We start from the raw sequence: 22,144 nt of genomic DNA, 5'->3' as shown, positions 1-22,144 counted from the left end.
AAAGCGAGTAGATTCCATGACCATTTGAAAATCAACAATGGAATTTAACAGAGCCAAGAATAAAAAAGTATAAGAATTATTAGTTTGCAAAAACTATTTACATTAATAGAAAATGCGGGGTAACCATATTGGGATTCTTTAAGAAGAAATATAAGAATGAACAATCTATTAATGCTAATAAGTTAGAAATCGATGCTGTTTCTTTGAAAGATACACTCGCAACTTTTAAGGATTGTGATGACTTAACCCAAAATACCATCCCTCAGTATCAGCTGCACTATCTATATTTTGAGAATCTCGTAAATGAAATAAAAGTAAAGGAATTTTTAGTTGATCCCTTTGACGTCAATAAGTCTCCTGAAGTGGAACAAATCCTGGCACAGGAAAGATATACAGAAATTAAAGATAAAAACATTTTATATCAGGGTCTTTTAAGTGGGGAAGCCGCGATTTTTCATAAAGACAAGGCTTACCTCGTCAATGTTTTTGGCCCCGAGACCCGCGCAGTTAATGAATCTGAAACGGAGTCGGTAATCACCGGCCCGCATGAAGCTTTTAATGAATCAGCCGGCCAAAGCATCTCGCTAATCCGTCGAAGAGTAAGGAGTTCACATTTAAAAACTATTAGAATATCCGTTGGCGAGATAACAAAAACCGATATTTATCTTCTATATATTGAAAATATTGTTAACAAAGACTTTGTAGAAATGTTTAACAAGAGAGTTGGATCGATTAAAATTGATGGCATTTTCGATTCAAATATGCTCATTCAAATGATTGAAGATAATCCTTACTCGATCTTCCCGCAATACTTAACGACAGAAAGGCCTGATGTCGCTGCTTCAAAATTGATTGAAGGGAAAATTGTCGCCATTACGGATGGAAGCCCGACAGCTACTGTGGCTCCTACCAGTTTTTTTGATTTTTTTAACTCACCGGATGATTATTACCAACGGTGGGCACTTGGGTCTTTTTTGCGATTATTAAGATACATTGCCTTTGGGATCACTATTTTTTTCACTGCCTTTTATGTATCACTTACTACTTATCATTATGAAATGATTCCAAGGCCTTTACTCCTCACATTGTTGGAATCGCGCAGCAGGGTTCCTTTCCCTCCTCTGTTGGAAGCTCTGTTAATGGAGATTACCATTGAACTATTAAGAGAGGCCGGAGCCCGTTTGCCTACAAAAATCGGGCAAACAATTGGCATTGTAGGGGGTATCGTTATTGGACAGGCTGCGGTAGAGGCAGGATTCACAAGCAATGTCTTAATTATCTCCGTCGCAATATCAGCCATAGCTTCATTCGTGATTCCAAGTTATATGATGAGCGCTTCGATTCGGCTGGTCCGTTTTGGTATCATCATACTCGCTGGGATGTGGGGCAATTATGGTATCATGCTTGGTATTGCTCTCGTGCTGATTCATTTAACTGGTATCACTAATATGGGTACCTCTTATTTAACACCTATTACACCACTTTATCCGCAGGATTTAAAAGACGTTTTCATAAGATCTCCGTTTTCCATGTTGAAATCGAGACCGGTCCAATCAAGGACACCTAATCCAATTCGCGAAAAAAAGAAACTATAGGTGAACTAAAATGAAAGAAAAATTACATTACATCCATTTGGTCCTTTTAATTTACTTAATTCAATCGGGAGTAGCTTTGTTTACTCTGCCTAATGTACTAGCATATGATTTTGGAACAAATGGTTGGATTGCGGTATTGCTGGTGTCTTTGCTTGTTTCTTTGAATATTTTATTAATAGGAGGCGTATATAAGCTTGGGAATGGAAAATCTTTGTTCATTATTCTTGAAAATGGCTTACCTCGTCTTCTGCTGTATCCCGTCTATATCTTTCTTATCCTCTTATGGTCACTGCTTGCCTGTATTGTAGGAAAACAATATATTAACCTTTATCAGATTATTTGCTTTCATACCACTCCGGTAGCGATACTAAAGCTAACCTATGATGTATTAGTCTATTTACTCTTGATTAAAGGGCTTTATAATATTGCAAAAGCCTCGACAATCATATTTTCGATCACCATTTTCCTGGCCCTGTTATTTACGACTCAGTTTCATGGAATTGAGTTGGCCCGCTTTACACCCTTTCTTTTTAAAGAAGGCAATGATTGGTTACACGGTATGATCGATACGTACATTGCCTTTTTAGGATTCGAACTTTCCCTCCTTTTCATCCCGTATATCAATAAAGAATCAAGATTTATTAAAGCAATGCTTGTTGGCAATTTAATCACGACCTTTATCTATACATATACCTGTTTTGTGATTTTCGGATACTTTGGCCATGCTTATTTGAGAGAATTACTATTTCCCCTTATGAATCTGCTATCAACGATCCATTTTCCTTTTCTCGAACGGCTGGAAAACTTACTGTATGGGCTTTTCCTGTTCAAAGTTTTGATTACTTCTGTCATGTATTATTGGGCAGCAACGGAAGCAGCAAAAAGGATCTTCAAGAGAACAGATGAAAAGCTTTTATCCTTTTTAATCATTGCCATAACCTACTTCATTTCCTTAGTTCCCGGTACATTGGATCAGATCTCTGAATGGCTCTCATTTTTATCGAAAATAGAGATAACCATAGCGATTGGCCTCCCGGCTGCAGCCATATTGTTGCTAATGATCCAGAAAGGAGGAAAAAAATATAGTGATGTCCAGAAACGCTAAAATTAAAATCATGATTATTTTAAATGTGCTGTTCTTTCTTACCGGCTGCAACGATATAAGGATATTAGAGGACCAGGCGATGATCCAAACAATCACTTATGATCTTGAAAAGAAAAATGATGATTCCAAAGTGGAAGAAATTAATGTTTCCGTGTCGATTCCTATAGCTGAAGAAAAAGGGAAACAGAAGATAATCCATGCAAAAGCAGGAAGCAGTAAAGAGGCACGACTAAAATTGTCCTCCCAAACCGGCTGGAACTTGGTTAATGGGCAGTTAAGAACCATTCTGATCGGAAAAAGCCTTGCGGGTTTGGGAGTGCGGACCCACCTTGATGCTCTTGAAAGAGACCCTTCAATCGGAGGAAGGACAAAGGTTGCGATCGTTAATGGTGACGCTGCTGCGATGCTTTCCACCGACTATGATAAGCAACAAGGGACATATGAATACATTGATCGATTAATCGAAAAAGAAGTTCAAAATAATACATTTCCAGGACTAAGTCTTTACCATTTTGAAACAGATTATTATGACGATGGTGTCGATCCTGTGGCCCCGCTGCTCATTAAGAAAAAGACATATGTAGGTGTTGATGGAATCGCCTTATTTCAAGATGATCGTTATGTGACCAAAATTGATTCTACAAGGGCCATCATTTTCTCGCTCATCCATCAAGAATTAGACGATGGCCACATAAATTTTCGATGGACGGGTAATAAAGAGGCTGACCCTGAATTTGTAGCTTTCTCAAATGTAAAAAGCAGTAGAAAACTGAATGTCAAGCATGACCCAAAGTCGAAGGACTTCACGGTTAATATTTCAGTAAAAGTTAAAGGGTCTATTTTGGAATACTTAGGGAATAAAAGCATTAGAGAAAATGAAAATAGAGCCTACATAGAAAGAAAATTGGAAGAATATCTCGAGCATGACATGGAACGATTAGTTGCATTTACCCAAAGACATAATGTAGATAGCTTTGGACTAGGAAAGGCCGTCCGTAACAGCTTAGATTACGAAGAGTGGAAAAGCCTCAATTGGCGAGACGTTTATCCAACCGTAAAGGTCAATTGTAAAGCGACAGTCGAGATAAGGGATTATGGTTTGGTTAAATGAAATATTTGAGTAGTGGTCAATTTCTATTTTGTTGCGGGTTCCCTCTGTTTTGTAGCCGGAAGTCTTCCTTTTGTAGCGGGAATTTTCTTTTTGTAGCTGGGACCGTTTGTGTACCGGGAATTTCCGTTTTTACGCCGTTCCCCTTTTTTATTGCGAAGTTTCTGACTATCAACAGCTCTTTCAGGAAAAGGATAGCGTTCCTTATTTAAGGTTACGCTTGAAACAAAACATCTAAACAGTGTGTAATACTTGGTATAAAAAGGATTATAATTAGAATGTAGAAACAGAAATCCAGGGGGGATATCATGTGATGGGCACCAGTTTAATTTTGTTGACGACTATATTGCCAATCGCAATAGTTGCATTTATCGTAATGGCTATAGCGAAAAATGATAAGAAGGGTGGAAAGGATATGTTTAAACAACTGTATGTATATTTAGTGCTTTTTGCTACATTGATGATGTCAATTGGTGGTGGAATCGGTATTTTCATGGGGGTTGCCGACCTTGTGAGCCCCAGCAATATGTATTATGAATATGAAAGTTATGAAAGCTATAAGTCTGGTAATTATGAGGAAGGTTCCACAATTGATGAAGCTCAAATGCGCGAAAACTATGAGCAGATGATCGAAGATGCTAAAGCATCGGCGAGACAACAAGCAAAAAATACGATCATCAAAAGTTTAGGATTTATTGTTATTCCGCTTCCGATTTTTCTCTATTTCAATAAAAGCAGGAAAAAGAAAGAAGAAATTGTAGATTAAAGATTTATAACCGTGTAAGCAATTATTTTCTATGTAAATCATATCTCGATCTCAATCATAAACTTATAGGAACACAAAGGGAGCCGACTATTCGGCTCCTTTATTTTTTTGCATTGTCCGTTCCTGCTTGTCTTTTTTCGATGTCATTCCCCCCGACAGAATGAATTTCATGGCATCTTCCGACTTTACATCAATGATTTCTACCTGATCTTTAGGGATTAAAAAGGTGAACCCTGCAACCTGGAAGGTTTGCTGGATATAGACGGCCACATGATCCTTTAACGGGTCATGCAGGCTTGCCAGATCCTCAGTCGTAATGAATCCCATGCTTTTGATTTCCGTGCCGGGAATCGTGATAAGGGCTACTTTTGAAAAGGATTTCTTCTCCCCTAGAAACGAATTGATCGTGTCTTTGATAATGGAATAGATGGTTTTAACAATTGGTATCTTTTCAAGAAGCCGATCAATCAACCGGAAAATCGTCCCCGTCAAAAATTTTGTGGACAACCAGCCTAAAACCGTAATAAGCACGATCGTAACCAGCAATCCAATCCCTGGAATATAATCGTCTTTCAAGTATGGTTTCAGGACATTCCCAAGGATCCCGTCTAAAAACATGAATGTTTTATAGACAACATAAATTACTAGGATAATAGGAACAATCGTCAAAATGCCGTTTATGAAATTGCGTAAAATAGTCTTCATCTATATATCTCCTCGTCGTTGTTTTTAACGGATATGCTTCCCGATAAATTCCGTAACTGTCTTCTCATATCCCTCTTGATTGGCGTCGTATGCGTTGCCATGTTCTGCATTCGCCACTAAAAACAGCTCCTTCTCGCTCCTGGTTACTTCATACAGACGACGGACCATCTCTACAGGTACGAAGGTATCTGCCTCACCATGGATGAAAAGGATTGGTTTATCTGTCCTGCCCACTTGCTTTAAAGCTGACGCTTCTTCAAAGGAGTATCCCGCCCTGATTTTTGTCAGTAAACTGGTACTCTGCAAAAGTGGAAATTCCGGAAGATGGTACATTCTCGATAATTGGTAGGAAAGCACATCTTCAGCTGATGTATACGCACAATCTGATACTATCCCTTTTATTTGATCAGGCAGCTCTTCGCCGCTGGTCATTAATACGGTGGCTCCACCCATTGAGACGCCATGGAGGATGATTTCCGATTGCTCTCCGTTCAATTTCAGTACATAATCGATCCACTGCAAGTAGTCTTTCCGTTCGTCCCAGCCAAAACCAATATAGTCCCCTTCGCTCTCCCCGTGACCACGGGCATCTGGCAGCAGGACATTAAACCCGAGCTTTTCATGATAAAATTTCGCATAAGTGCCCATATCCTTCGCTTTCCCGGAATAACCATGCGCTATGATTACTGTCTTAAGTGTCGGTTGCTTCGCTTCTAAATAATATCCCTTCAGCTTCAGGTCATCACGGGATGTGATCGTAACGTCTTCAAATGCGGTCTTCCCAATCCATTCCCGCCCTTCATAGGTCGTGGTCATCTCACTCGACACTTCCAGGTCCGGGTTTCCCTCGAGAAAATCCTTCGATGACCGTGCTACTGCGATATTATAGAAATAAAAGCTAGCCCCGATATCGACTAACAAGATCAATGCGAGAATGACGGCCAGAATTTTAGTCGTTTTTTTCTTCATCGAACATCACCTCAGCTTATAAATGAGATTCGTAGATTCATCTTATAACTTTTTCATGGTGAAATACTATAAGTATCGAAAAAAATCGGCAGGTAATTCCCTGCCGATTAACTGATTTAATTTATTTTCACTCTGCCTCAATACTCAGAACAGCTTTGCTTTATGGTTATTCTCTATCCAATCTCTTCATCGCATCAGCAACAAACTCTACATCTGTCCCAACGATGATTTGCAGATTGTGGTCATTCATCTTCATGACTCCCTTAGCACCATGTGCTTTTAAGGATGAATCATTTACCTTGCCCATATCCTGTACTTCCAAGCGAAGCCTTGTTGCACAGTTGTCGATGGAAGTAATGTTTTCTTTTCCGCCAATATCGTTCATGAATCGATGAGCCATTTGTTCATACTTATCATCGCCTGCTGACCCATTTTCGTCCACGATGAAAACATCATCATCTTCGCGTCCAGGCGTTTTTAAATTCAGCATTTTGATTAAACTATAAAATATCACGAAGTAAAGCACACCGAAAACCAAACCTACAAGCAACAGCATCAGTGGCTGCTCTGCAATATTAAAGTTCAATAAATAATCTAGTCCCCCTGCTGAGAAGGTGAAACCATTCCTGATATCCAGCAGAGAAGTAACCCACATCGAAAGGCCTGTCAAGACGGCATGGATCCCATAAAGCAAAGGTGATAAGAACATAAAAGAAAATTCAATAGGTTCTGTGATACCTGTTACGAATGATGTTAATGCAACACCGGCAAGCATTCCTGTTACCGCTTTTCGCTTTTCTCGTTTAGCTGCGGCGATCATTGCAAATGCAGCCGCCGGCAACCCGAACATCATGATTGGGAAAAAGCCCGTCATATAAAGTCCGGCAGTTGGATCGCCTGCAAAGAATCGGGCAATATCACCAGTCTTATCTGCATACTCCCCAAATTGGAACCAGAATAAATTATTCAAAACGTGGTGAAGTCCTAAAGGAATCAACAACCGGTTAAAGAAACCGAAGATTCCTGAACCAACTGCACCCAAGCCAATAATCCAATTACCAAGATCGTTAATTAATCCCTGAATCGGCGGCCAGGCAATACCCGCAATACCCGCAAGTACGATCATTACTAATGAAGTTATAATCGGAACAAAACGCCGTCCGCCAAAAAACGCCAGCCATTCCGGCAATTTAATATTATGAAAACGATTGTATAATAGCCCCGCGATGATACCGGCGATGATTCCGCCGAGAACGGACATATTAATATCTTTATCTATCGCTTTTGCACCTTCAGTTAAAACCAAATAACCAATTGCCCCTGACAACGCGGCGGCCCCATTATTATCTTTAGCAAAGCCCATCGCCACCCCGATAGCAAAAATTAGTGCCAGGTTGGCAAATATTGCATTTCCTGCATTTGCAATAAAAGGGATATCCAATAAGTCAGGCTGTCCAAGTCGCAGCAACAATCCCGCTGCCGGTAATACGGCAATCGGAAGCATTAATGCTTTACCAATACGTTGCAAAAATCCTAACATAGAATCACTCCTTAAAAAAATTTATAAAACTATGAAAACGTTTCCTTACTTGTGATAATTTTACCATCATAGACATATAGATGTCTATACCAATTTTCCTCCTTTCATTTTTTTGCGAATAATAATATAAAGTACTTTCTACTATCAGTATATTAACAAAAAATCATGTTATGCTATAAAATCAACTGGTATAGACAACTATGCTTATAAGGTGTAAGATTAAGGAGTATAGAAAGGATGTAAAGCCTATGAATCCTGGAACTAATACCTTAATTAAGCATATCCATATTTACACTGAAAACACCGTGAAAGAGAATGGATTTATAAAAATCAAAAACGGCAAAATTATCGAAATAGGTTCATCCAATACCCAACTAACAGAACAAGACCAATATGAAGAAATTACGCTACCTGCTCACTGTAAAGCTATCCCCGGTCTGATCGATGTCCATATTCACGGCGTGAACGGAGCGGATACAATGGACGCGACAATCGGGGCATTGGAGACGATGGCGACGGCTCTTCCGAAAGAAGGCACAACAAGCTTCCTTGCGACCACAATTACCCAGGAAAACGAAGCAATTGAACGAGCGTTACGAAATGCAAGTGACTATATCAGCGATCATCAGTCTCCGGGTAAAGCAGAAATCCTCGGAATCCATCTTGAAGGTCCCTTTGTCAATTCGAAAAGAGCCGGAGCGCAACCAGTAGAATATATCGTTGATCCGAACGTGGAGTTATTTAAAAAGTGGCAAGAGCTCTCAAACGATACGATTAGACTTGTTACCCTTGCTCCCGAACAACCGGGCGGGCTTCAGTTAATCAAATATTTAAAGGAAAACGGAATCATTGCTTCCATCGGCCACTCAGATGCCACCTATGAAGAGGTTTTGGATGCGATCACTGCTGGAGCTACGCATGTTACCCATCTTTTTAATGGAATGAAGGGGATGCATCACCGGGAGCCTGGTGTCGTCGGCGCCGCTCTGTTGCGGGATGAATTGCAAACGGAATTGATTGCGGATGGCATCCATGTCAGACCGGAAATGGTCAAGCTCGTCTATAACCAAAAAGGACCAGGCGGACTTCTATTAATTACCGATGCGATGCGGGCAAAGTGTTTAAAAAACGGAACATATGATTTAGGCGGCCAAGATGTTATTGTAAGAGATGATAAGGCATTTCTTCATGACGGGACACTGGCGGGAAGTATATTGAAAATGGACCAGGCTGTTAAAAACATGCTCTCTTTCACCGATTGTTCGCTCGAAAGTGTCATTGAAATGGCATCCGTAAACCCGGCCAAACAGTTGAATGTATTTGACCACAAAGGAAGCATTGCTGAAGGGAAGGATGCCGACCTTGTTATTCTCGATGAAAACCATGATGTAGTGATGACATTTTGTAAAGGAAAACTTGCCTTTAAAAGGGAGTAGAGCGGAATGAAGATTATCGAAGTAAACGATTATCAAGAGATGAGTAAGCGGGCGGCAGATATAATCATTGAACAAGTCCGCAGCAATCCTGCCATCACCTTGGGTCTCGCAACAGGCGGGACCCCGATCGGGACTTATGCTGCATTAATTGAAGACCACAAAAATAAGCAAACTTCTTATGAGCAGGTCACCACCTTTAACCTGGACGAATACATCGGTCTCTCTGGGAATCATCCTAACAGTTATCGTTATTTTATGGATAACAAGCTGTTTCACCATCTTGATATTCAAAAATCCAGGACAAAAATACCCCGTGGCGATACAGGCGATAATCTGGAAGAATGCCGTTCATATGAACAGTCCATCAAACGGCACGGCGGAATTGACCTTCAAATCTTAGGCATCGGCAACAATGGACATATCGGATTTAATGAGCCTGGAACCTCTTTTGCTTCAAAAACGCATATCGTCGATTTAACCCCTGCCACAAGAAAAGCGAATGCAAGGTTTTTTGAAAATGAAACAAAGGTCCCCTATCAAGCAATCACCATGGGCATCGCGACAATTATGAAAAGCAAAGAAATCCTGCTTCTCGTTTCAGGGGACAAGAAAAAAGAAGCTCTGTATCAACTGTTGCATGGTGGGATTGATGAAAGCTTCCCTGCTTCCGTATTAAAAAAACATCCATACGTTACCGTTATCGCTGATAAAGCAGCTTTAGCTAAAGCAGAGAAACTTTACTAAGAGTCATGAATGGCGGCTAAAAGGAGAAATTTTTCATGATCAATAAGAATTCACCGGTGCCTATATATTATCAGTTACAGGAACAAATTAAGAACATGATTGAAAAAGGCGAGTTAACACCTGGAGATCTCATCTCTTCCGAAAGGGAATACGCCGAAAGGTATCAGATCAGCCGGATGACGATTAGGCAGGCATTGACCAAGCTGGTTGATGAAGGATATTTATATCGCGTAAAAGGAAAAGGAACCTTTGTCACAGAAAGAAAGATCGAACAGCCGCTTCAAGGCTTGACCAGCTTTACGGAAGATATGAAAGCACGGGGCATGGTGCCAGGCAACGAATTGCTCAGCTTTGAAATTATACCCGCCAATAACCTGATCGCAGGTCATCTGAACATTCAAGAACATGGACCGGTATATGAAATCAAACGCATCAGGTTAGCAGACGATGTACCAATGGCTTTGGAAACCACCTATATTCCTGCAAATCTTATTAAAGGATTAACCGATGAAATTATGAGGCATCAATCATTATACGACTATATCGAGGATCAGCAGCATATTAAAATCGACCGGGGTGAACAGGTCATTGAATCTTCCATCGCCGATCAAATGGAGTCGCAATATTTGAAGATTAAAAAGGGATCACCTATCCTGCTTATCCAAAGAAAATCTTACTTAGAAGACGGCACCCCGATTGAGCTTGTTAAATCTGTATATCGTGCCGACCGCTATCGATTCATGATTAATATGAAACGGTAATCAGTGAAGAACCGCTGGAGGTTTTTAAATGTTCGACTTGTATTTCAAGAAAATCAAGCAACTATTATCGACGGTAGAGCAAAATGAAAAAGAAACGATAACAAAGGCAGCCGAAGCAATAGCCGAATGCATCCAAAGGGATGGACTCATCTATGTGTTTGGCTGCGGCCACTCTCATATTTTGGCTGAAGAGCTATTTTACCGGGCAGGTGGTCTTGCCCCGATTCATCCCATCTTTATTGAGGATTTGATGCTGCATAAAGGTGCGGTTCGCTCCTCCGTTCTTGAGAAAAAAAGCGGTCATGCAGCAACATTCATGGGGAAAATCAAGATTACCTCTAAGGATCTCCTCATCGTTGTTTCTACTTCCGGCATAAATCCGGTTCCGATTGATGTTGCTGCAATAGCAAGACAGAACGGAGCTTTTGTGATTGGAATTACGTCGACGGGTTATGCAAAACTTCAGCCTTCCAGGCATAATAGCGGAAAATATTTAGCTGATGTGGCTGACCTTGTGATTGATAATCATATAGAGGTCGGAGATGCCCTTATGCAACTTCAAAGTGTAGAAGTTCGGTTCGGTCCAGGATCTACGGTTATCGGCGCTGCGATTGTCAACGGAGTGATGGTGGAAGCCGTGAAGATCATGGCTGAGAATCAGTTGGAGGTTCCAATCTTCAAAAGCGGCAATACAGATGGAGCGATTGATCATAATAGAAGGTTAATTGATAAATATAAAGATAGAATCCCTTTGTTGGATGATTAGGAGAGCCGAAAAAAATCCAGGAGCTAATGCCCCTGGATTTTAAGACAATAAATATACCCTTGTTTCGTATGGCTGTAGTGTGCAGTTCTGCGGCAAGTGCTGGTCCGCAATATTATAGTTCGCAATGAGGAGTTCGGATTCAGAATAAGTTAACTCTACAGGAACTGTAAATTCCGTCTCACTAGCATGGAAATTACAAAGAACGAGTGCCTTTTTGTCTTCCAATGTACGCGTGTACACAAACAATTTAGGATGCTCCTCCATCATCAGCTGATACGTGCCATAAACAAACAGTTCGTGCTCTTTTCGAAGATAGATAAGTTTCTTATAGAAATGCAAAATCGAATCTTGATTGTTTACTTGTTCCTCTACATTAATTTTTGTGTAATTCGGGTTGACACCAATCCAGGTTTTATCCGACGTCGTAAATCCGGCCATGTTCGTGGTGTCCCATTGCATCGGCGTACGGGAATTGTCCCGGCCCCTTGTCCAAATGACGTTCATAATCTCTTCGTGTGGTCGGCCTTTTGCACGTTCAATGTTGTAATAGTTATTCATGCCAACATCATTGTAATCGTTAATAGAAGGAAATTGAACATTTGTCATGCCAATTTCCTGGCCCTGATAAATAAACGGCGTGCCTTTCATCAGGAAATATAGCGCGGCCAGCATTTTGGCGCTTTCTTTCCAATACTCCCGATCATTTCCCCAACTGGACACCCTTCGAGGCTGATCATGGTTTTCTATGAATAACGCATTCCATCCTCTGCCTTCAAGACCAGTTTGCCATTTGGTCAACACCTTCTTTAATGCCATGACACCTATTGATTCCTCTGAGTCCTTGTCCCAAAGGTGTAAATGTTCAAACTGAAAAATCATGTTGAAATAGCCGTTATCTTCGCCCACCCATTTATCGGCGTCGTCAAGTCCTACTCCATTTGCTTCTCCGACAGTCATCACATCATAGTTTTTAATCGTTCTTTGAGTGAATTCAGATAAGAATTCATCAATGCCTTCTACATTCATCATATATTCAAAACAAGGCACGTATTCTAATTTCTCTGGATTAGCCATATCCGGGAAACCTGGTTTCTTTTTGATATGGGAAATAGCGTCCACACGGAAACCGTCTATGCCTTTATCCAGCCACCAGATAACCATTTTCTGCAAAGCTTCTCTTACGTCAGGATTTTCCCAATTCAAATCGGGTTGTCGTGAAGAGAAAAGGTGCATGAAGTATTGTTCAGTTAGTTCATCATATTTCCAGGCAGAGCCGCTGAAAATGGACTCCCAGTTATTTGGCTCTTTTCCATTTTTACCGTCACTCCAAATGTACCAATCCCTTTTTGGGTTATCTTTCGATGAACGAGACTCGATAAACCATGGGTGTTCATCGCTAGTATGGTTGATAACCAAATCCAGAATCAATTTCATATCGCGCTTATGAACTTCTTCAAGGAGTTCGTCGAAATCGGACATAGTCCCGAATTCTTCCATGATATCCTGATAATCTGAAATATCGTAACCATTATCATCATTCGGTGATTTGTACATAGGCGATAGCCAGATTACATCGATTCCCAATTCTTTCAAATAGTCTAATTTTGAGGTAACTCCTTTTAAGTCGCCTATGCCGTCGCCATTGCTATCCTTGAAGCTGCGGGGATACACCTGATAAGCGATGCTTTCCTTCCACCATTTTCTATTCATTATGCACCTCCAAATATTTTGGATGTTGTCCTTACGCCCACCACATCTGAGAAGGTGATTCTTCAATCAAGACAGCTTTTAAGTTTGTGACTGCACGTTTAAAGCCCTCATCAATCGACATAATCGGATCCTCGTGTTCGATGCTGACCACATCATCATAACCATATGTGCGAAGAGCACTCATCATGTCAGACCATTCTTTCAAACTATGCCCGCATCCTACAGAACGGAACGACCAGGCTCGTGTTTTCACTTCCCCATATGGCTGCATGTCTGTTAAACCATACATATTCACATTCTCTTGGTCGATGTATGTATCCTTGGCGTGAAAATGGTGGATGGCATTTTCTTTTGCCAGAATCTTAATCGCGGCGACCGGGTCAATTCCCTGCCACCATAAGTGGCTTGGATCTAAATTGGCACCGATTGCGTCACAGGTCTCTTCTCGCAGTTTTAATAGTGTATAGGGTGTATGGATCAGGAAGCCGCCATGAAGCTCCAAACCAATTTTTACGTTGTGCTGTTTGGCGTACTGCCCTACTTCTTTCCAAAATGGAATCAGTTTTTCTTCCCATTGCCATTTCAGGACGTCTCCATATTCATTTGGCCACGGAGTGACAGGCCAGTTCGGATATTTGGCTCCTTCATGATCACCCGCTGTTCCCGAGAAACAGTTTACAACCGATACTCCTAAGAGTGATGCAAGTTTAATAGTTTTTAAAAGCGTTTCGTGAGATTCTTGCGCAAATGTTGCTTCAGGAGAAATCGGGTTGCCATGACAACTGAAAGCGCTGATAGTTAAATTTCTTTCCTGTATTTTCTGCATGTACTGGTTGCGTGCTTCTTCACTCTCCAATAGAGTGTCGATATCGCAGTGGGCCTTTCCCGGATAACAGCCGGTGCCAATTTCTACAGCGGTTAACCCCGCATTTTTCACGGTATCCAGCATGTCTTCGAAGGACTTGTCGGCAAAAAGGACGGTAAAAACACCTAATTTCATATCAATACTCCTTTTCTTGATCAGGATTTATCATTTTCATAGATTGCTTCGATAATTTGTGATACTTGAAGGGCCTCATGGGGCTGGACGATAAGCTCAGCATTCCCAAGGCAAGCATCCACGAAATTTTGCGCCTGGGACAGCCCAAAATCTTCGTTGCCAGGCAGCCACGCCGCCTCACTGTTTAACAGCATTCCGTTTTTTGCCGTGTAGAGCTCAAACGGAAAAACGCTCAAGCCTCCGTTTGTTCCTGAAATGCTGACATGCTCCTGATCGTCTTTAATATTCGCTGCCCAAGATGTTTCAAAAAGCATGGAAGCACCATTTTCAAACTTTATATAGGCTGTTACATGGTCATCGACATCAAAGGTGTCATGATCATACTCGCCCCATATATTGATTTGATTTGGCGTTTTACTGAGCCTGTTGTATGTACTACCAGTTATGGAAATCGGTTTTTGGTTTCCTGTCAGCCAAAGCGCTAAATCAAGTAGATGGCATCCATAATCAATTAAGCTGCCGCCGCCTTGAAGATCTTTATTCGTAAAAACGCCCCACCCGGGTACCTTGCGGCGTCTTAACGCTTGGACTCTGGTTACAAGCGGCGTCCCAATATCCTGCATCGCCTTTTTCGCTGCTTGAGCTTCCTTCATGAAACGATAATGATAGCCAATCGCCAGAACCTTGTCCGCTTTTATTGAGGCGGAAAGCATCGCCTCGCCTTCTGCTACATTCAGGGCCATTGGCTTTTCACACAAAACATGAACCCCGGCCTCCAAGGCGGCAATGGAAATTTCAGCATGGAACTTATTCGGCGTACAAATACAGACTGCATCGACTTTTGAAAATAGGTCGTGATAGTTTTCAAATACATGAGGGATCCTGTACTTTTCTGCAGTTTCCCTCGCTCGTTCGATATTTACGTCGCTTAGGGCCATTATTGTACACTGATCACGCAACTCCAGAAAAGCAGGAATATGGCGGGTTTGAGCAATCCCGCCAACGCCGATGATTCCGATTCGCAATGTAGTCACATTAATGCCGCCTTTATTCGGACAATTTGTTTGGTTGCATTCGATTCGATCGCAGCCAAAATGACTTCCAATGACTTCATGCCTTCTTCGCCTGGAACAGGCGGCTCCTTATCATTAAGAATCGAATCGACAAAATTCTCAATAACGTGTGAGTTACTTTGGCCTCCGTCTTCATTGGACTGAATTTGTCCAAGCTGATAGTTTACTACTTCGCCATTTGCATATTGAATGACCAAGGAATTGATCGGGTCATCTTCTAAACGAAGGATGGCTTTCTCCCCATAAATAATCGTTGAGTTATCCTCATTGCCTACATAAGCCCAACTGGCAGCAAGAGTTCCAATAATATTGTTTTCTGTTTTCAGCACACAAACGGCATTGTCGTCTACATCCGCGAAATCTTTGGCGCTTGTTTCGACAAATGCACCCACCTCAAAAATTTCTTCGCCGAGCACATACCGGAGTAAATCTGTCTTATGGACGCCTAGATCACCCATGGCACCAATGAAGGCTTTATCCTTTTGAAAAAACCAGCCGCCTTTTCCTTCGACACTCCAGCCTTCCGGTCCGCCATGGCCGAATGCTGTACGAAAGCTGTATATTTTGCCGATTTCTCCGTTCGATATCAATTGTCGCGCTTTTTGATGGGATGCTACAAAACGCTGGTTATGAGCAATCATTAACTTTTTGCCGCTTCTTTTAGCAGCCGCGATCATCGCTTCTGCTTCTGCTTTAGATGTGGCCATCGGTTTTTCACAAAGCACATGAAGCTCAGCGTCTGAGGCCGCAATCGAAATCGGGGCATGAAGATAATTCGGTGTACAAACACTGATGGCATCCACTTCACCGCTATGCAATAACTCCTCATAGCTCGTATAAGCTTTGACTCCATATTTCCCTGCCACTTTTTTTGCACGCTCTTCCACAATGTCGCAGACCGCAACAAGCTCCACACCTGGATTTGCTGCGTATTCCGGTAAATGACGATGCTGGGCAATGCTGCCGCATCCAATAACGCCAATTTTTATCTTTTCCATTGTTTTTTTCCTCCCTAAGCTTTCTTAATTTCCTCTAGTGGTTGTGCATTTCCGTATACAGGCCTGTTGCGTTCCACAGGCTTAGCCCATTTTACGGCGTTGATGATCACACGTTGAATCTGCTTATTATGGTACGTCGGATATGTCTCGTGTCCGGGTCTGAAATAAAACACTTTTCCATTACCGCGACGATATGTACAGCCGCTACGGAAGACTTCGCCGCCTTCAAACCAGCTCGTAAAAATAAGTTCATCAGGTTCGGGAATATCAAAATGCTCCCCGTACATCTCTTCTTTTTCTAATTCAATATACTCAGCAATTCCCTCTGTAATCGGATGGCTCGGGTTCACGACCCAGAGCCGTTCTTTTTCATCGGCTTCCCGCCACTTTAAATCACAGCTTGTACCCATTAACGTTTTAAAGATTTTGGAAAAATGGCCCGAATGAAGAACGATCAGACCCATTCCATCAAGAACGCGCTGCTGTATCCTTTGAATAATTTCATCTTTTACTTCTTCGTGGGCCAAATGCCCCCACCAAACTAATACATCGGTATTGCTCAGAACATCATCAGTTAAACCATGCTCCGGCTCATCAAGGGTAGCTGTGCCTGCTTCAAATCCTTCTGTTTTTAAAAATTCAGCAATCGCACCATGAATGCCGGTCGGATATAGATCTCTCACCACCGGATTTTTTTGTTCATGCCGATTTTCATTCCATACAGTTACTTTTAACATATTGATAACACTCCTTATCTATTATGACGAACCGCCCATTAATCGGGACATGGCTCATATATATTTGGATAATCGCTCATATATTCTGTTTATCGAGCACGAGCACATCCAATCTATTAAACGCTTAAATATCCCTATAAGTTATCAATAAAGTGTAATGATTTCTTATACAAAGCAAAAAGCAGAATGAGTCACTGGGCCCCACAACTGCTTATATATGCCTTCACTCTTTGGATGTTTGGAGCGATATTTCATTCGGGGTGATACCCTCGAAATTTTAAAATACTTTTTCGAAAATACTTGTCATCCTGGGATCCATCATGACTAGAGATTTCATGTTTTTTCAAATGGCTGTTCTCTTTATAACTTCTTCAAACACACCTATTTCCCCTGCTTTTAACCACTAATTCAATTTGGGAAGAATACGACATAAGATTCGCCAAACTTTATAGAAGACAGACGAGAGATAAACGGAAAACTTTCATAATATATTCGCTTTTAAAACCACAAAAGGAAAAAACTTCTAATAAAAGCTTATACTAGACATAAACAATACCGGTCGTATTCCAGAAGCCTCTTCTTTGTAAAAGATACCTTCAATACATCCCCTGCTTCTGATTTACAACAAGAGGCAAATCCTTTTCTTCACCACGATGCATGATTCGATCCAAAATTTCTGCTACATAGTTCGCGAAAGCCTGTTGGGAGCGATGTCTTGGTCTCGGCAGTTGAATCGCTTTATTCAATACTATTTTTCCATCTTCAATCAAGATAACTCTGTCTGCAATCGCGACAGCTTCTTCGACATCATGGGTCACTAATATCGATGTGAACTTTTTCTCTGTCCAAATCGCTTCAATCAATTCTTGCATTTCGATTCTTGTTAAGGCATCAAGAGCACCTAATGGCTCGTCGAGAAGAAGGATATCTGGCTTGTGGGCTAAGGCCCGCGCCAAAGCTACCCTCTGCTTTTGTCCACCTGAAAGCTTGCCCGGCCAATCTCCGCTCCGTTCCGCTAAGCCAACATTGCGCAAGGCCTTCAGCGCTTCTCTTTTCCAATCCCCTGTCAGTCCCATTCCAACGTTATCGATTACCCGCTTCCATGGAAGCAGCCTTCCATCCTGAAACATCATGCGGGCTTCCTTGTTTAACCGGTCCAACGTCTTGCCATTAATTGAAATCGAACCCTTATCATATGGTTCTAACCCTGCTACTAAGCGCAAAAGTGTGCTTTTACCGCAGCCGCTTTTTCCGACAATGGCGATAAATTCCCCAAACCTTATATGGAGATCGATCCCCTTTAGTACCTGCCGGCTATCATAAGATTTCTGAATTCCGTCCAGTATGATATGGGTGTTAGGCACATGAGATATCAACTTGACTTTCCCCCTCTATTATAAATTCCATTGAAGCCATTTCCTTTCAATGATTCTGGCGATGACATCTGAAAGCTTACCGAACAAGGCGTATAGCACAATACTTAATACAATGACGTCCATTTGCATAAATTCACGGGCATTCATGGCCATATAGCCAATTCCTGAATGGGCCGATATCGTCTCTGCGACAATAAGCGTCATCCACATTACACCAAGCGAAAAACGGATTCCAACCAGGATAGACGACAGGGCTCCGGGAAAGATGATCGTCCAAAACATTGAGAATCCCTTCAAACCATATGCCTTGCCCATTTCAATAAGCCCCTTATCCACAGACTTAATACCATGGTAGGTATTAATATAGACCGGAAACAACACACCAAGGGATACGATGAAGATTTTAGACGTTTCATCAATTCCAAACCATAGAATAACCAGAGGGATTAAGGCAAGATGCGGGATATTCCGCAGCATTTGGATGGATGTGTCTAAGAGCAGTTCAGATATCCGCGAAATGCCATTGAAAAGCCCCAGTACAAACCCAATCATGCCTCCAATCAAAAACCCTGTTACAGCCCTTCCTAAACTGATCGAAATATGATCCGCCAGTTCACCGGTCTTAGTAAGCTCTACTGCTGCTCCTATTACCTCGAAAGGGGCAGGCAGAATCCGCGCAGGAATAGCACCTAACGATGCGAAGAGTTGCCAGCTGATGAGCAGAAGGATTGGAATTGTCCAGGGAATGACTAATTTCCATGCTCCTTTTACGCTTCGCTTCAAAGTTTCATCCCCCTTTCATTATTTTCCGACCATCCGTTCCGTGTCGAAAGCATCCCTCACATTGATTTTCTTCGGAATGATTTTCAGTTTATAATACGTGTTGGCAATCTGCTGTTGTTCGGTCAAAATATCTTCGGTCAAGGGGTCCACCCCGTATTCCCGCCGTTCAGCTGACATCAATAAAGATTGTTTATCAATCTTAAGCAGGGGAGACAGCATGGCAACTAATTCTTGATGATTTTCATTCGCCCAATCAGATGATTTCTCTATTTCAGCTATAATGATGTCCACGATGTTACCGTGATTCTTTTCAAAGTCGGAGTTTGCCAAAAAGAAGTCACGGTCTGTAGTCAGACCCTCTCCGTTGACGAGCATTCTCGCTTTCGAATGGATTTGCGTATCGGCTGTAAACGGATCCCACACCACCCAGGCATCAATATTTCCTTGTTCAAACGCCACACGAGCATCTCCAGGCTGCAAAAAAGAGGGTTTTATATCTTGGTAGGATACGTTTGCTTTCTCGAGCGCCTTCACCAGCAAATAATGGGAACTGGATCCCTTGGCAAAGCCAATTTTCTTTCCCTTTAAATCGGCAACCGATTTAATTGGGGAATTTTCAGGAACCAGAATGCCGCTTCCTTCCACTTTTGTTTTTCCTGCAGCCACATAAACAAAAGGAGCGTCCGCTGCCTGCGCAAAAATCGGCGGTGAATCTCCGGTTCTTCCAAAATTAATGCTTCCGACATTCAAAGCCTCCAAAAGAGCAGGTCCTGCCTGAAATTCCTTCCACTCCACTTGATACCCTTTTTTCTTTAAGCTTTTTTCCAGAGTTCCCCGGGATTTCAAAATAACAAGTGGTCCATTCTTTTGATAGCCGATTTTGACAACCTTTTCGTTCGGGCTTGAACTTTTCCCTGCAATCTCATCTTTTTCTCCAGCGCAGCCTGATAGGATTAGTCCTGCTAAAATGATGAAGCAGAAAATAGAAACTAATTTTGGATGATTCTTTGTGTTCATCATACGATTTCAACCCTTCTCCTCTTATATAAAATTCCCCGGTCCTGTTGACAGAGTATGTTGAAAAGCAAACTAGGTTCCTGTCCCTGTTTAGAGAAACTTCATACATAAATTCAATCCCTTGTATGCAAAATATAATGAGAATTGTTAAGGAGGGATATAGTTGGGAATTTTAAGCGGCAATCCAAAAGAAGAGCCCCTGCATTCAGGAGAGGTGTTCCATCTTTGGACTCATTTGCAGGCAACAAAAGGGTTATTGGTCACTCTTCAGGTTTTAATTAACCATACGGGAGATAACGATTTAAAAATACTTTTAGGGGATCTAAAGGATAATTGCATCAAGCAAGAGGAACAACAGGTTGAGGCCATTTTAAAAGAGAGCGGCATCCGCCTTCCGCCTGCACCACCTGACCGTCCTAACGTTGAACTGCAGGATATTCCGGCTGGAGCCCGGTTCAATGACCCGGAAATCGCTGCTATGGTGGCGAAGGAAATAGCTGCAGGTATGGTATTATCCAGTTCTATTATGGGGTTATCTATCAGGGAAGACATAGCTGAGATGTACGGGGAGTTTCACGTACAGAAAACTGAATACGCAGGAAAACTGCTGAAAATCAATAAAGAAAAAGGCTGGATTGTCCCGCCGCCATTAATGGCCAAGTAGGATGCAATCAACCAAGAGAAATCAAATATGTATATAAGGATGTGTACATCAAGTGGCCTCCGCAAATAAAGGCATGTCCATCGTAGCTATAGGCTCCATACCGCTCATTATGACATTAGGCAATTCGATGTTAATCCCGATCCTGCCTTCCATGAAATCAGCCTTAAAGCTAACCGCGTTACAAGTAAGTTTAACAATCACTGTTTTTTCGGTATCAGCTGCCATTTTCATTCCCGTACTCGGATACCTTTCTGACCGTTTCTCCAGAAAGATCATCATTATCCCATCATTGATTCTATATGGGATCGGCGGGCTGCTGGCGGGCTTTGCTGCATCAACATTCGCAAACCCATATGTTTGGATACTCGTGGGACGCATTCTGCAAGGAATCGGCGCATCAGGCACGGCGCCCATTGCGATGGCTCTCGCCGGTGATCTGTTTAAAGGCGGCGAACAAAGCAGGGTTCTTGGTGTAGTCGAGGCATCAAATGGCTTCGGGAAGGTAATATCGCCTATCCTTGGTTCAATCTTTGCCACCATTACATGGTATGCCCCTTTTTATGCGTTCCCGGTTTTCTGTGTTTTGTCGATTTTGCTTACATGGTTGTTTATCAAAGAAAAGCGGAATAAGCAGGCTCCGCCTCCGTTCGGCAAATATGTGCTTGGCATTAAGCATGTATTCAAACAGGACGGAAGATGGCTGCTGGCCACATACCTTGCTGGGGCCACCTGTTTATTCACTTTATTCGGCATACTGTTTTATCTTTCGGATGTCCTGGAGAAACAATATAACATTGACGGAGTGAAAAAGGGGCTCATACTCGCTATTCCGTTACTGGTTATGTGCGCCACTTCTTATATAACAGGAAGTAAGATTGGGAAGAATTTAGAATTGATGAAAAAACTGATTGTCATCGGATTTTCATGCATGACTCTTTCATACGGATTATTGGTTTTCTTTGAAAAACTAGTACCTTTTTTATTTATTTTGGCCCTCAGCAGTTTGGGTACCGGCCTCGTTCTGCCATGTATCAATACGCTGATTACCGGTTCAGTGGGAAAAGAGTTAAGAGGCTTTGTCACTTCTCTCTATAGCTCGGTCCGATTTTTAGGAGTTGCCGTCGGGCCGCCAATCTTCACAAGACTGATTGAGTGGTCGCGGACAGGCATGTTTCTTTCGATAGCTGCCCTGACCTTAATAGTCGGCATGCTTGCTTTAATAATGATTCATGTAAAAGGAAAAAACGGGGAACCCAAAAATGACACGCCAGTCCGCTACAATTATGTGTAG

Annotated in this window: 21 protein-coding genes; 10 read left to right on the top strand and 11 right to left on the bottom strand. The window is 41.9% G+C overall.

The annotated features are described in order from the left end of the window. The first annotated feature begins 128 nt into the window (after positions 1 to 128). The 4 genes from D0463_RS12135 (at position 129) to D0463_RS12120 (ending at position 4,574) form a co-directional block, all read left to right on the top strand. The gene (locus D0463_RS12135; protein ID WP_254052785.1) at positions 129 to 1,595 is read left to right on the top strand and encodes a spore germination protein; all 1,467 of its coding nucleotides are present in this window, start codon (positions 129 to 131) and stop codon (positions 1,593 to 1,595) included. Between the two features lie 10 nt (positions 1,596 to 1,605). Further along, positions 1,606 to 2,700, top strand: a complete 1,095-nt coding sequence (locus D0463_RS12130) for a GerAB/ArcD/ProY family transporter (protein WP_117307655.1) — start codon at positions 1,606 to 1,608, stop codon at positions 2,698 to 2,700. Next, a complete protein-coding gene (locus D0463_RS12125) occupies positions 2,684 to 3,811 on the top strand; it encodes a Ger(x)C family spore germination protein (protein WP_117307654.1) in 1,128 nt (375 codons plus the stop codon). The genes D0463_RS12130 and D0463_RS12125 overlap by 17 nt, the downstream gene beginning before the upstream one ends. 310 nt (positions 3,812 to 4,121) lie before the next feature. Beyond that, positions 4,122 to 4,574 (top strand): hypothetical protein, encoded by a 453-nt coding sequence (locus D0463_RS12120; RefSeq protein WP_117307653.1) that lies wholly within the window; start codon positions 4,122 to 4,124, stop codon positions 4,572 to 4,574. A gap of 87 nt (positions 4,575 to 4,661) precedes the next feature. Here the strand turns inward: D0463_RS12120 and D0463_RS12115 are convergent, their stop codons facing one another. The 3 genes from D0463_RS12115 to nagE all read right to left on the bottom strand — a co-directional run bounded on the left by D0463_RS12115 (position 4,662) and on the right by nagE (position 7,788). Then, positions 4,662 to 5,279, bottom strand: coding sequence for a DUF502 domain-containing protein (locus tag D0463_RS12115; RefSeq protein WP_117307652.1), 618 nt, complete (start codon positions 5,277 to 5,279; stop codon positions 4,662 to 4,664). Positions 5,280 to 5,303: 24 nt separating this feature from the next. Beyond that, positions 5,304 to 6,248: an alpha/beta hydrolase gene (locus D0463_RS12110; protein ID WP_117307651.1), complete on the bottom strand. Its 945-nt coding sequence runs from the start codon at positions 6,246 to 6,248 to the stop codon at positions 5,304 to 5,306. 166 nt (positions 6,249 to 6,414) lie between these two features. Next, positions 6,415 to 7,788 (bottom strand): N-acetylglucosamine-specific PTS transporter subunit IIBC, encoded by a 1,374-nt coding sequence (gene nagE / locus D0463_RS12105; RefSeq protein WP_117307650.1) that lies wholly within the window; start codon positions 7,786 to 7,788, stop codon positions 6,415 to 6,417. 248 nt (positions 7,789 to 8,036) lie between these two features. Between nagE and nagA the strand changes: the two genes are divergently transcribed. Genes nagA through D0463_RS12085 form a run of 4 tightly spaced genes read left to right on the top strand, consistent with a single transcriptional unit; the run spans position 8,037 to position 11,495 of the window. Next, positions 8,037 to 9,224 carry an N-acetylglucosamine-6-phosphate deacetylase gene (nagA, locus tag D0463_RS12100; RefSeq protein ID WP_117307649.1) on the top strand — a complete coding sequence of 396 codons (1,188 nt, stop codon included), beginning with the start codon at positions 8,037 to 8,039 and terminating at the stop codon, positions 9,222 to 9,224. Between the two features lie 6 nt (positions 9,225 to 9,230). Beyond that, on the top strand, positions 9,231 to 9,968 hold the full coding sequence (gene nagB / locus D0463_RS12095) for a glucosamine-6-phosphate deaminase (protein WP_117307648.1): 738 nt from the start codon (positions 9,231 to 9,233) through the stop codon (positions 9,966 to 9,968). A gap of 35 nt (positions 9,969 to 10,003) precedes the next feature. Next, positions 10,004 to 10,729, top strand: coding sequence for a phosphonate metabolism transcriptional regulator PhnF (gene phnF / locus D0463_RS12090; protein ID WP_117307647.1), 726 nt, complete (start codon positions 10,004 to 10,006; stop codon positions 10,727 to 10,729). A gap of 28 nt (positions 10,730 to 10,757) precedes the next feature. After that, positions 10,758 to 11,495, top strand: coding sequence for an SIS domain-containing protein (locus tag D0463_RS12085; protein WP_117307646.1), 738 nt, complete (start codon positions 10,758 to 10,760; stop codon positions 11,493 to 11,495). Positions 11,496 to 11,534: 39 nt separating this feature from the next. Here the strand turns inward: D0463_RS12085 and D0463_RS12080 are convergent, their stop codons facing one another. The 8 genes from D0463_RS12080 to D0463_RS12045 all read right to left on the bottom strand — a co-directional run bounded on the left by D0463_RS12080 (position 11,535) and on the right by D0463_RS12045 (position 20,192). Further along, a complete protein-coding gene (locus tag D0463_RS12080; RefSeq protein ID WP_117307645.1) occupies positions 11,535 to 13,205 on the bottom strand; it encodes a glycoside hydrolase family 13 protein in 1,671 nt (556 codons plus the stop codon). A gap of 31 nt (positions 13,206 to 13,236) precedes the next feature. After that, the gene (locus tag D0463_RS12075) at positions 13,237 to 14,205 is read right to left on the bottom strand and encodes a sugar phosphate isomerase/epimerase family protein (protein WP_117307644.1); all 969 of its coding nucleotides are present in this window, start codon (positions 14,203 to 14,205) and stop codon (positions 13,237 to 13,239) included. Between the two features lie 20 nt (positions 14,206 to 14,225). Beyond that, a complete protein-coding gene (locus D0463_RS12070; RefSeq protein WP_254052784.1) occupies positions 14,226 to 15,239 on the bottom strand; it encodes a Gfo/Idh/MocA family protein in 1,014 nt (337 codons plus the stop codon). Further along, positions 15,236 to 16,276, bottom strand: coding sequence for a Gfo/Idh/MocA family protein (locus D0463_RS12065; protein WP_117307643.1), 1,041 nt, complete (start codon positions 16,274 to 16,276; stop codon positions 15,236 to 15,238). Before D0463_RS12065 ends, D0463_RS12070 begins: the two co-directional genes overlap by 4 nt. Before the next feature lie 14 nt (positions 16,277 to 16,290). Then, positions 16,291 to 17,013: a ThuA domain-containing protein gene (locus D0463_RS12060; RefSeq protein WP_117307642.1), complete on the bottom strand. Its 723-nt coding sequence runs from the start codon at positions 17,011 to 17,013 to the stop codon at positions 16,291 to 16,293. A gap of 596 nt (positions 17,014 to 17,609) precedes the next feature. Then, positions 17,610 to 18,386 (bottom strand): ATP-binding cassette domain-containing protein, encoded by a 777-nt coding sequence (locus tag D0463_RS12055; protein ID WP_254052786.1) that lies wholly within the window; start codon positions 18,384 to 18,386, stop codon positions 17,610 to 17,612. 21 nt (positions 18,387 to 18,407) lie between these two features. Then, a complete protein-coding gene (ssuC, locus tag D0463_RS12050) occupies positions 18,408 to 19,172 on the bottom strand; it encodes an aliphatic sulfonate ABC transporter permease SsuC (RefSeq protein WP_117307640.1) in 765 nt (254 codons plus the stop codon). Between the two features lie 18 nt (positions 19,173 to 19,190). Continuing rightward, positions 19,191 to 20,192 carry a sulfonate ABC transporter substrate-binding protein gene (locus tag D0463_RS12045; protein WP_254052783.1) on the bottom strand — a complete coding sequence of 334 codons (1,002 nt, stop codon included), beginning with the start codon at positions 20,190 to 20,192 and terminating at the stop codon, positions 19,191 to 19,193. A 160-nt stretch (positions 20,193 to 20,352) separates the two neighbouring features. On the opposite strand from D0463_RS12045, the gene D0463_RS12040 reads away from it, so the two are divergent. After that, positions 20,353 to 20,853 (top strand): DUF3231 family protein, encoded by a 501-nt coding sequence (locus D0463_RS12040; protein ID WP_117307639.1) that lies wholly within the window; start codon positions 20,353 to 20,355, stop codon positions 20,851 to 20,853. A 73-nt stretch (positions 20,854 to 20,926) separates the two neighbouring features. Further along, positions 20,927 to 22,144 carry an MFS transporter gene (locus tag D0463_RS12035; RefSeq protein ID WP_117307657.1) on the top strand — a complete coding sequence of 406 codons (1,218 nt, stop codon included), beginning with the start codon at positions 20,927 to 20,929 and terminating at the stop codon, positions 22,142 to 22,144.

The organism is Bacillus sp. V59.32b, assembly GCF_003429085.1.
In the GTDB taxonomy this organism is placed as follows: Bacteria; Bacillota; Bacilli; order Bacillales; family DSM-1321; genus Peribacillus.
The sequence above is the reverse complement of the archived record's forward strand: the minus strand, read 5'-3'. Positions and strand labels throughout refer to the sequence as shown.

Bases quoted from the DNA above. Each gene is read 5' to 3' on its own strand.
- D0463_RS12130 (WP_117307655.1), top strand. From the start codon at position 1,606: ATGAAAGAAAAATTACATTACATCCATTTGGTCCTTTTAATTTACTTA.
- D0463_RS12125 (WP_117307654.1), top strand. From the start codon at position 2,684: ATGTCCAGAAACGCTAAAATTAAAATCATGATTATTTTAAATGTGCTG.
- D0463_RS12120 (WP_117307653.1), top strand. From the start codon at position 4,122: ATGGGCACCAGTTTAATTTTGTTGACGACTATATTGCCAATCGCAATA.
- D0463_RS12115 (WP_117307652.1), bottom strand. From the start codon at position 5,279: ATGAAGACTATTTTACGCAATTTCATAAACGGCATTTTGACGATTGTT.
- D0463_RS12110 (WP_117307651.1), bottom strand. From the start codon at position 6,248: ATGAAGAAAAAAACGACTAAAATTCTGGCCGTCATTCTCGCATTGATC.
- nagE (WP_117307650.1), bottom strand. From the start codon at position 7,788: ATGTTAGGATTTTTGCAACGTATTGGTAAAGCATTAATGCTTCCGATT.
- nagA (WP_117307649.1), top strand. From the start codon at position 8,037: ATGAATCCTGGAACTAATACCTTAATTAAGCATATCCATATTTACACT.
- nagB (WP_117307648.1), top strand. From the start codon at position 9,231: ATGAAGATTATCGAAGTAAACGATTATCAAGAGATGAGTAAGCGGGCG.
- phnF (WP_117307647.1), top strand. From the start codon at position 10,004: ATGATCAATAAGAATTCACCGGTGCCTATATATTATCAGTTACAGGAA.
- D0463_RS12085 (WP_117307646.1), top strand. From the start codon at position 10,758: ATGTTCGACTTGTATTTCAAGAAAATCAAGCAACTATTATCGACGGTA.
- D0463_RS12080 (WP_117307645.1), bottom strand. From the start codon at position 13,205: ATGAATAGAAAATGGTGGAAGGAAAGCATCGCTTATCAGGTGTATCCC.
- D0463_RS12075 (WP_117307644.1), bottom strand. From the start codon at position 14,205: ATGAAATTAGGTGTTTTTACCGTCCTTTTTGCCGACAAGTCCTTCGAA.
- D0463_RS12065 (WP_117307643.1), bottom strand. From the start codon at position 16,276: ATGGAAAAGATAAAAATTGGCGTTATTGGATGCGGCAGCATTGCCCAG.
- D0463_RS12060 (WP_117307642.1), bottom strand. From the start codon at position 17,013: ATGTTAAAAGTAACTGTATGGAATGAAAATCGGCATGAACAAAAAAAT.
- D0463_RS12045 (WP_254052783.1), bottom strand. From the start codon at position 20,192: ATGATGAACACAAAGAATCATCCAAAATTAGTTTCTATTTTCTGCTTC.
- D0463_RS12035 (WP_117307657.1), top strand. From the start codon at position 20,927: ATGTCCATCGTAGCTATAGGCTCCATACCGCTCATTATGACATTAGGC.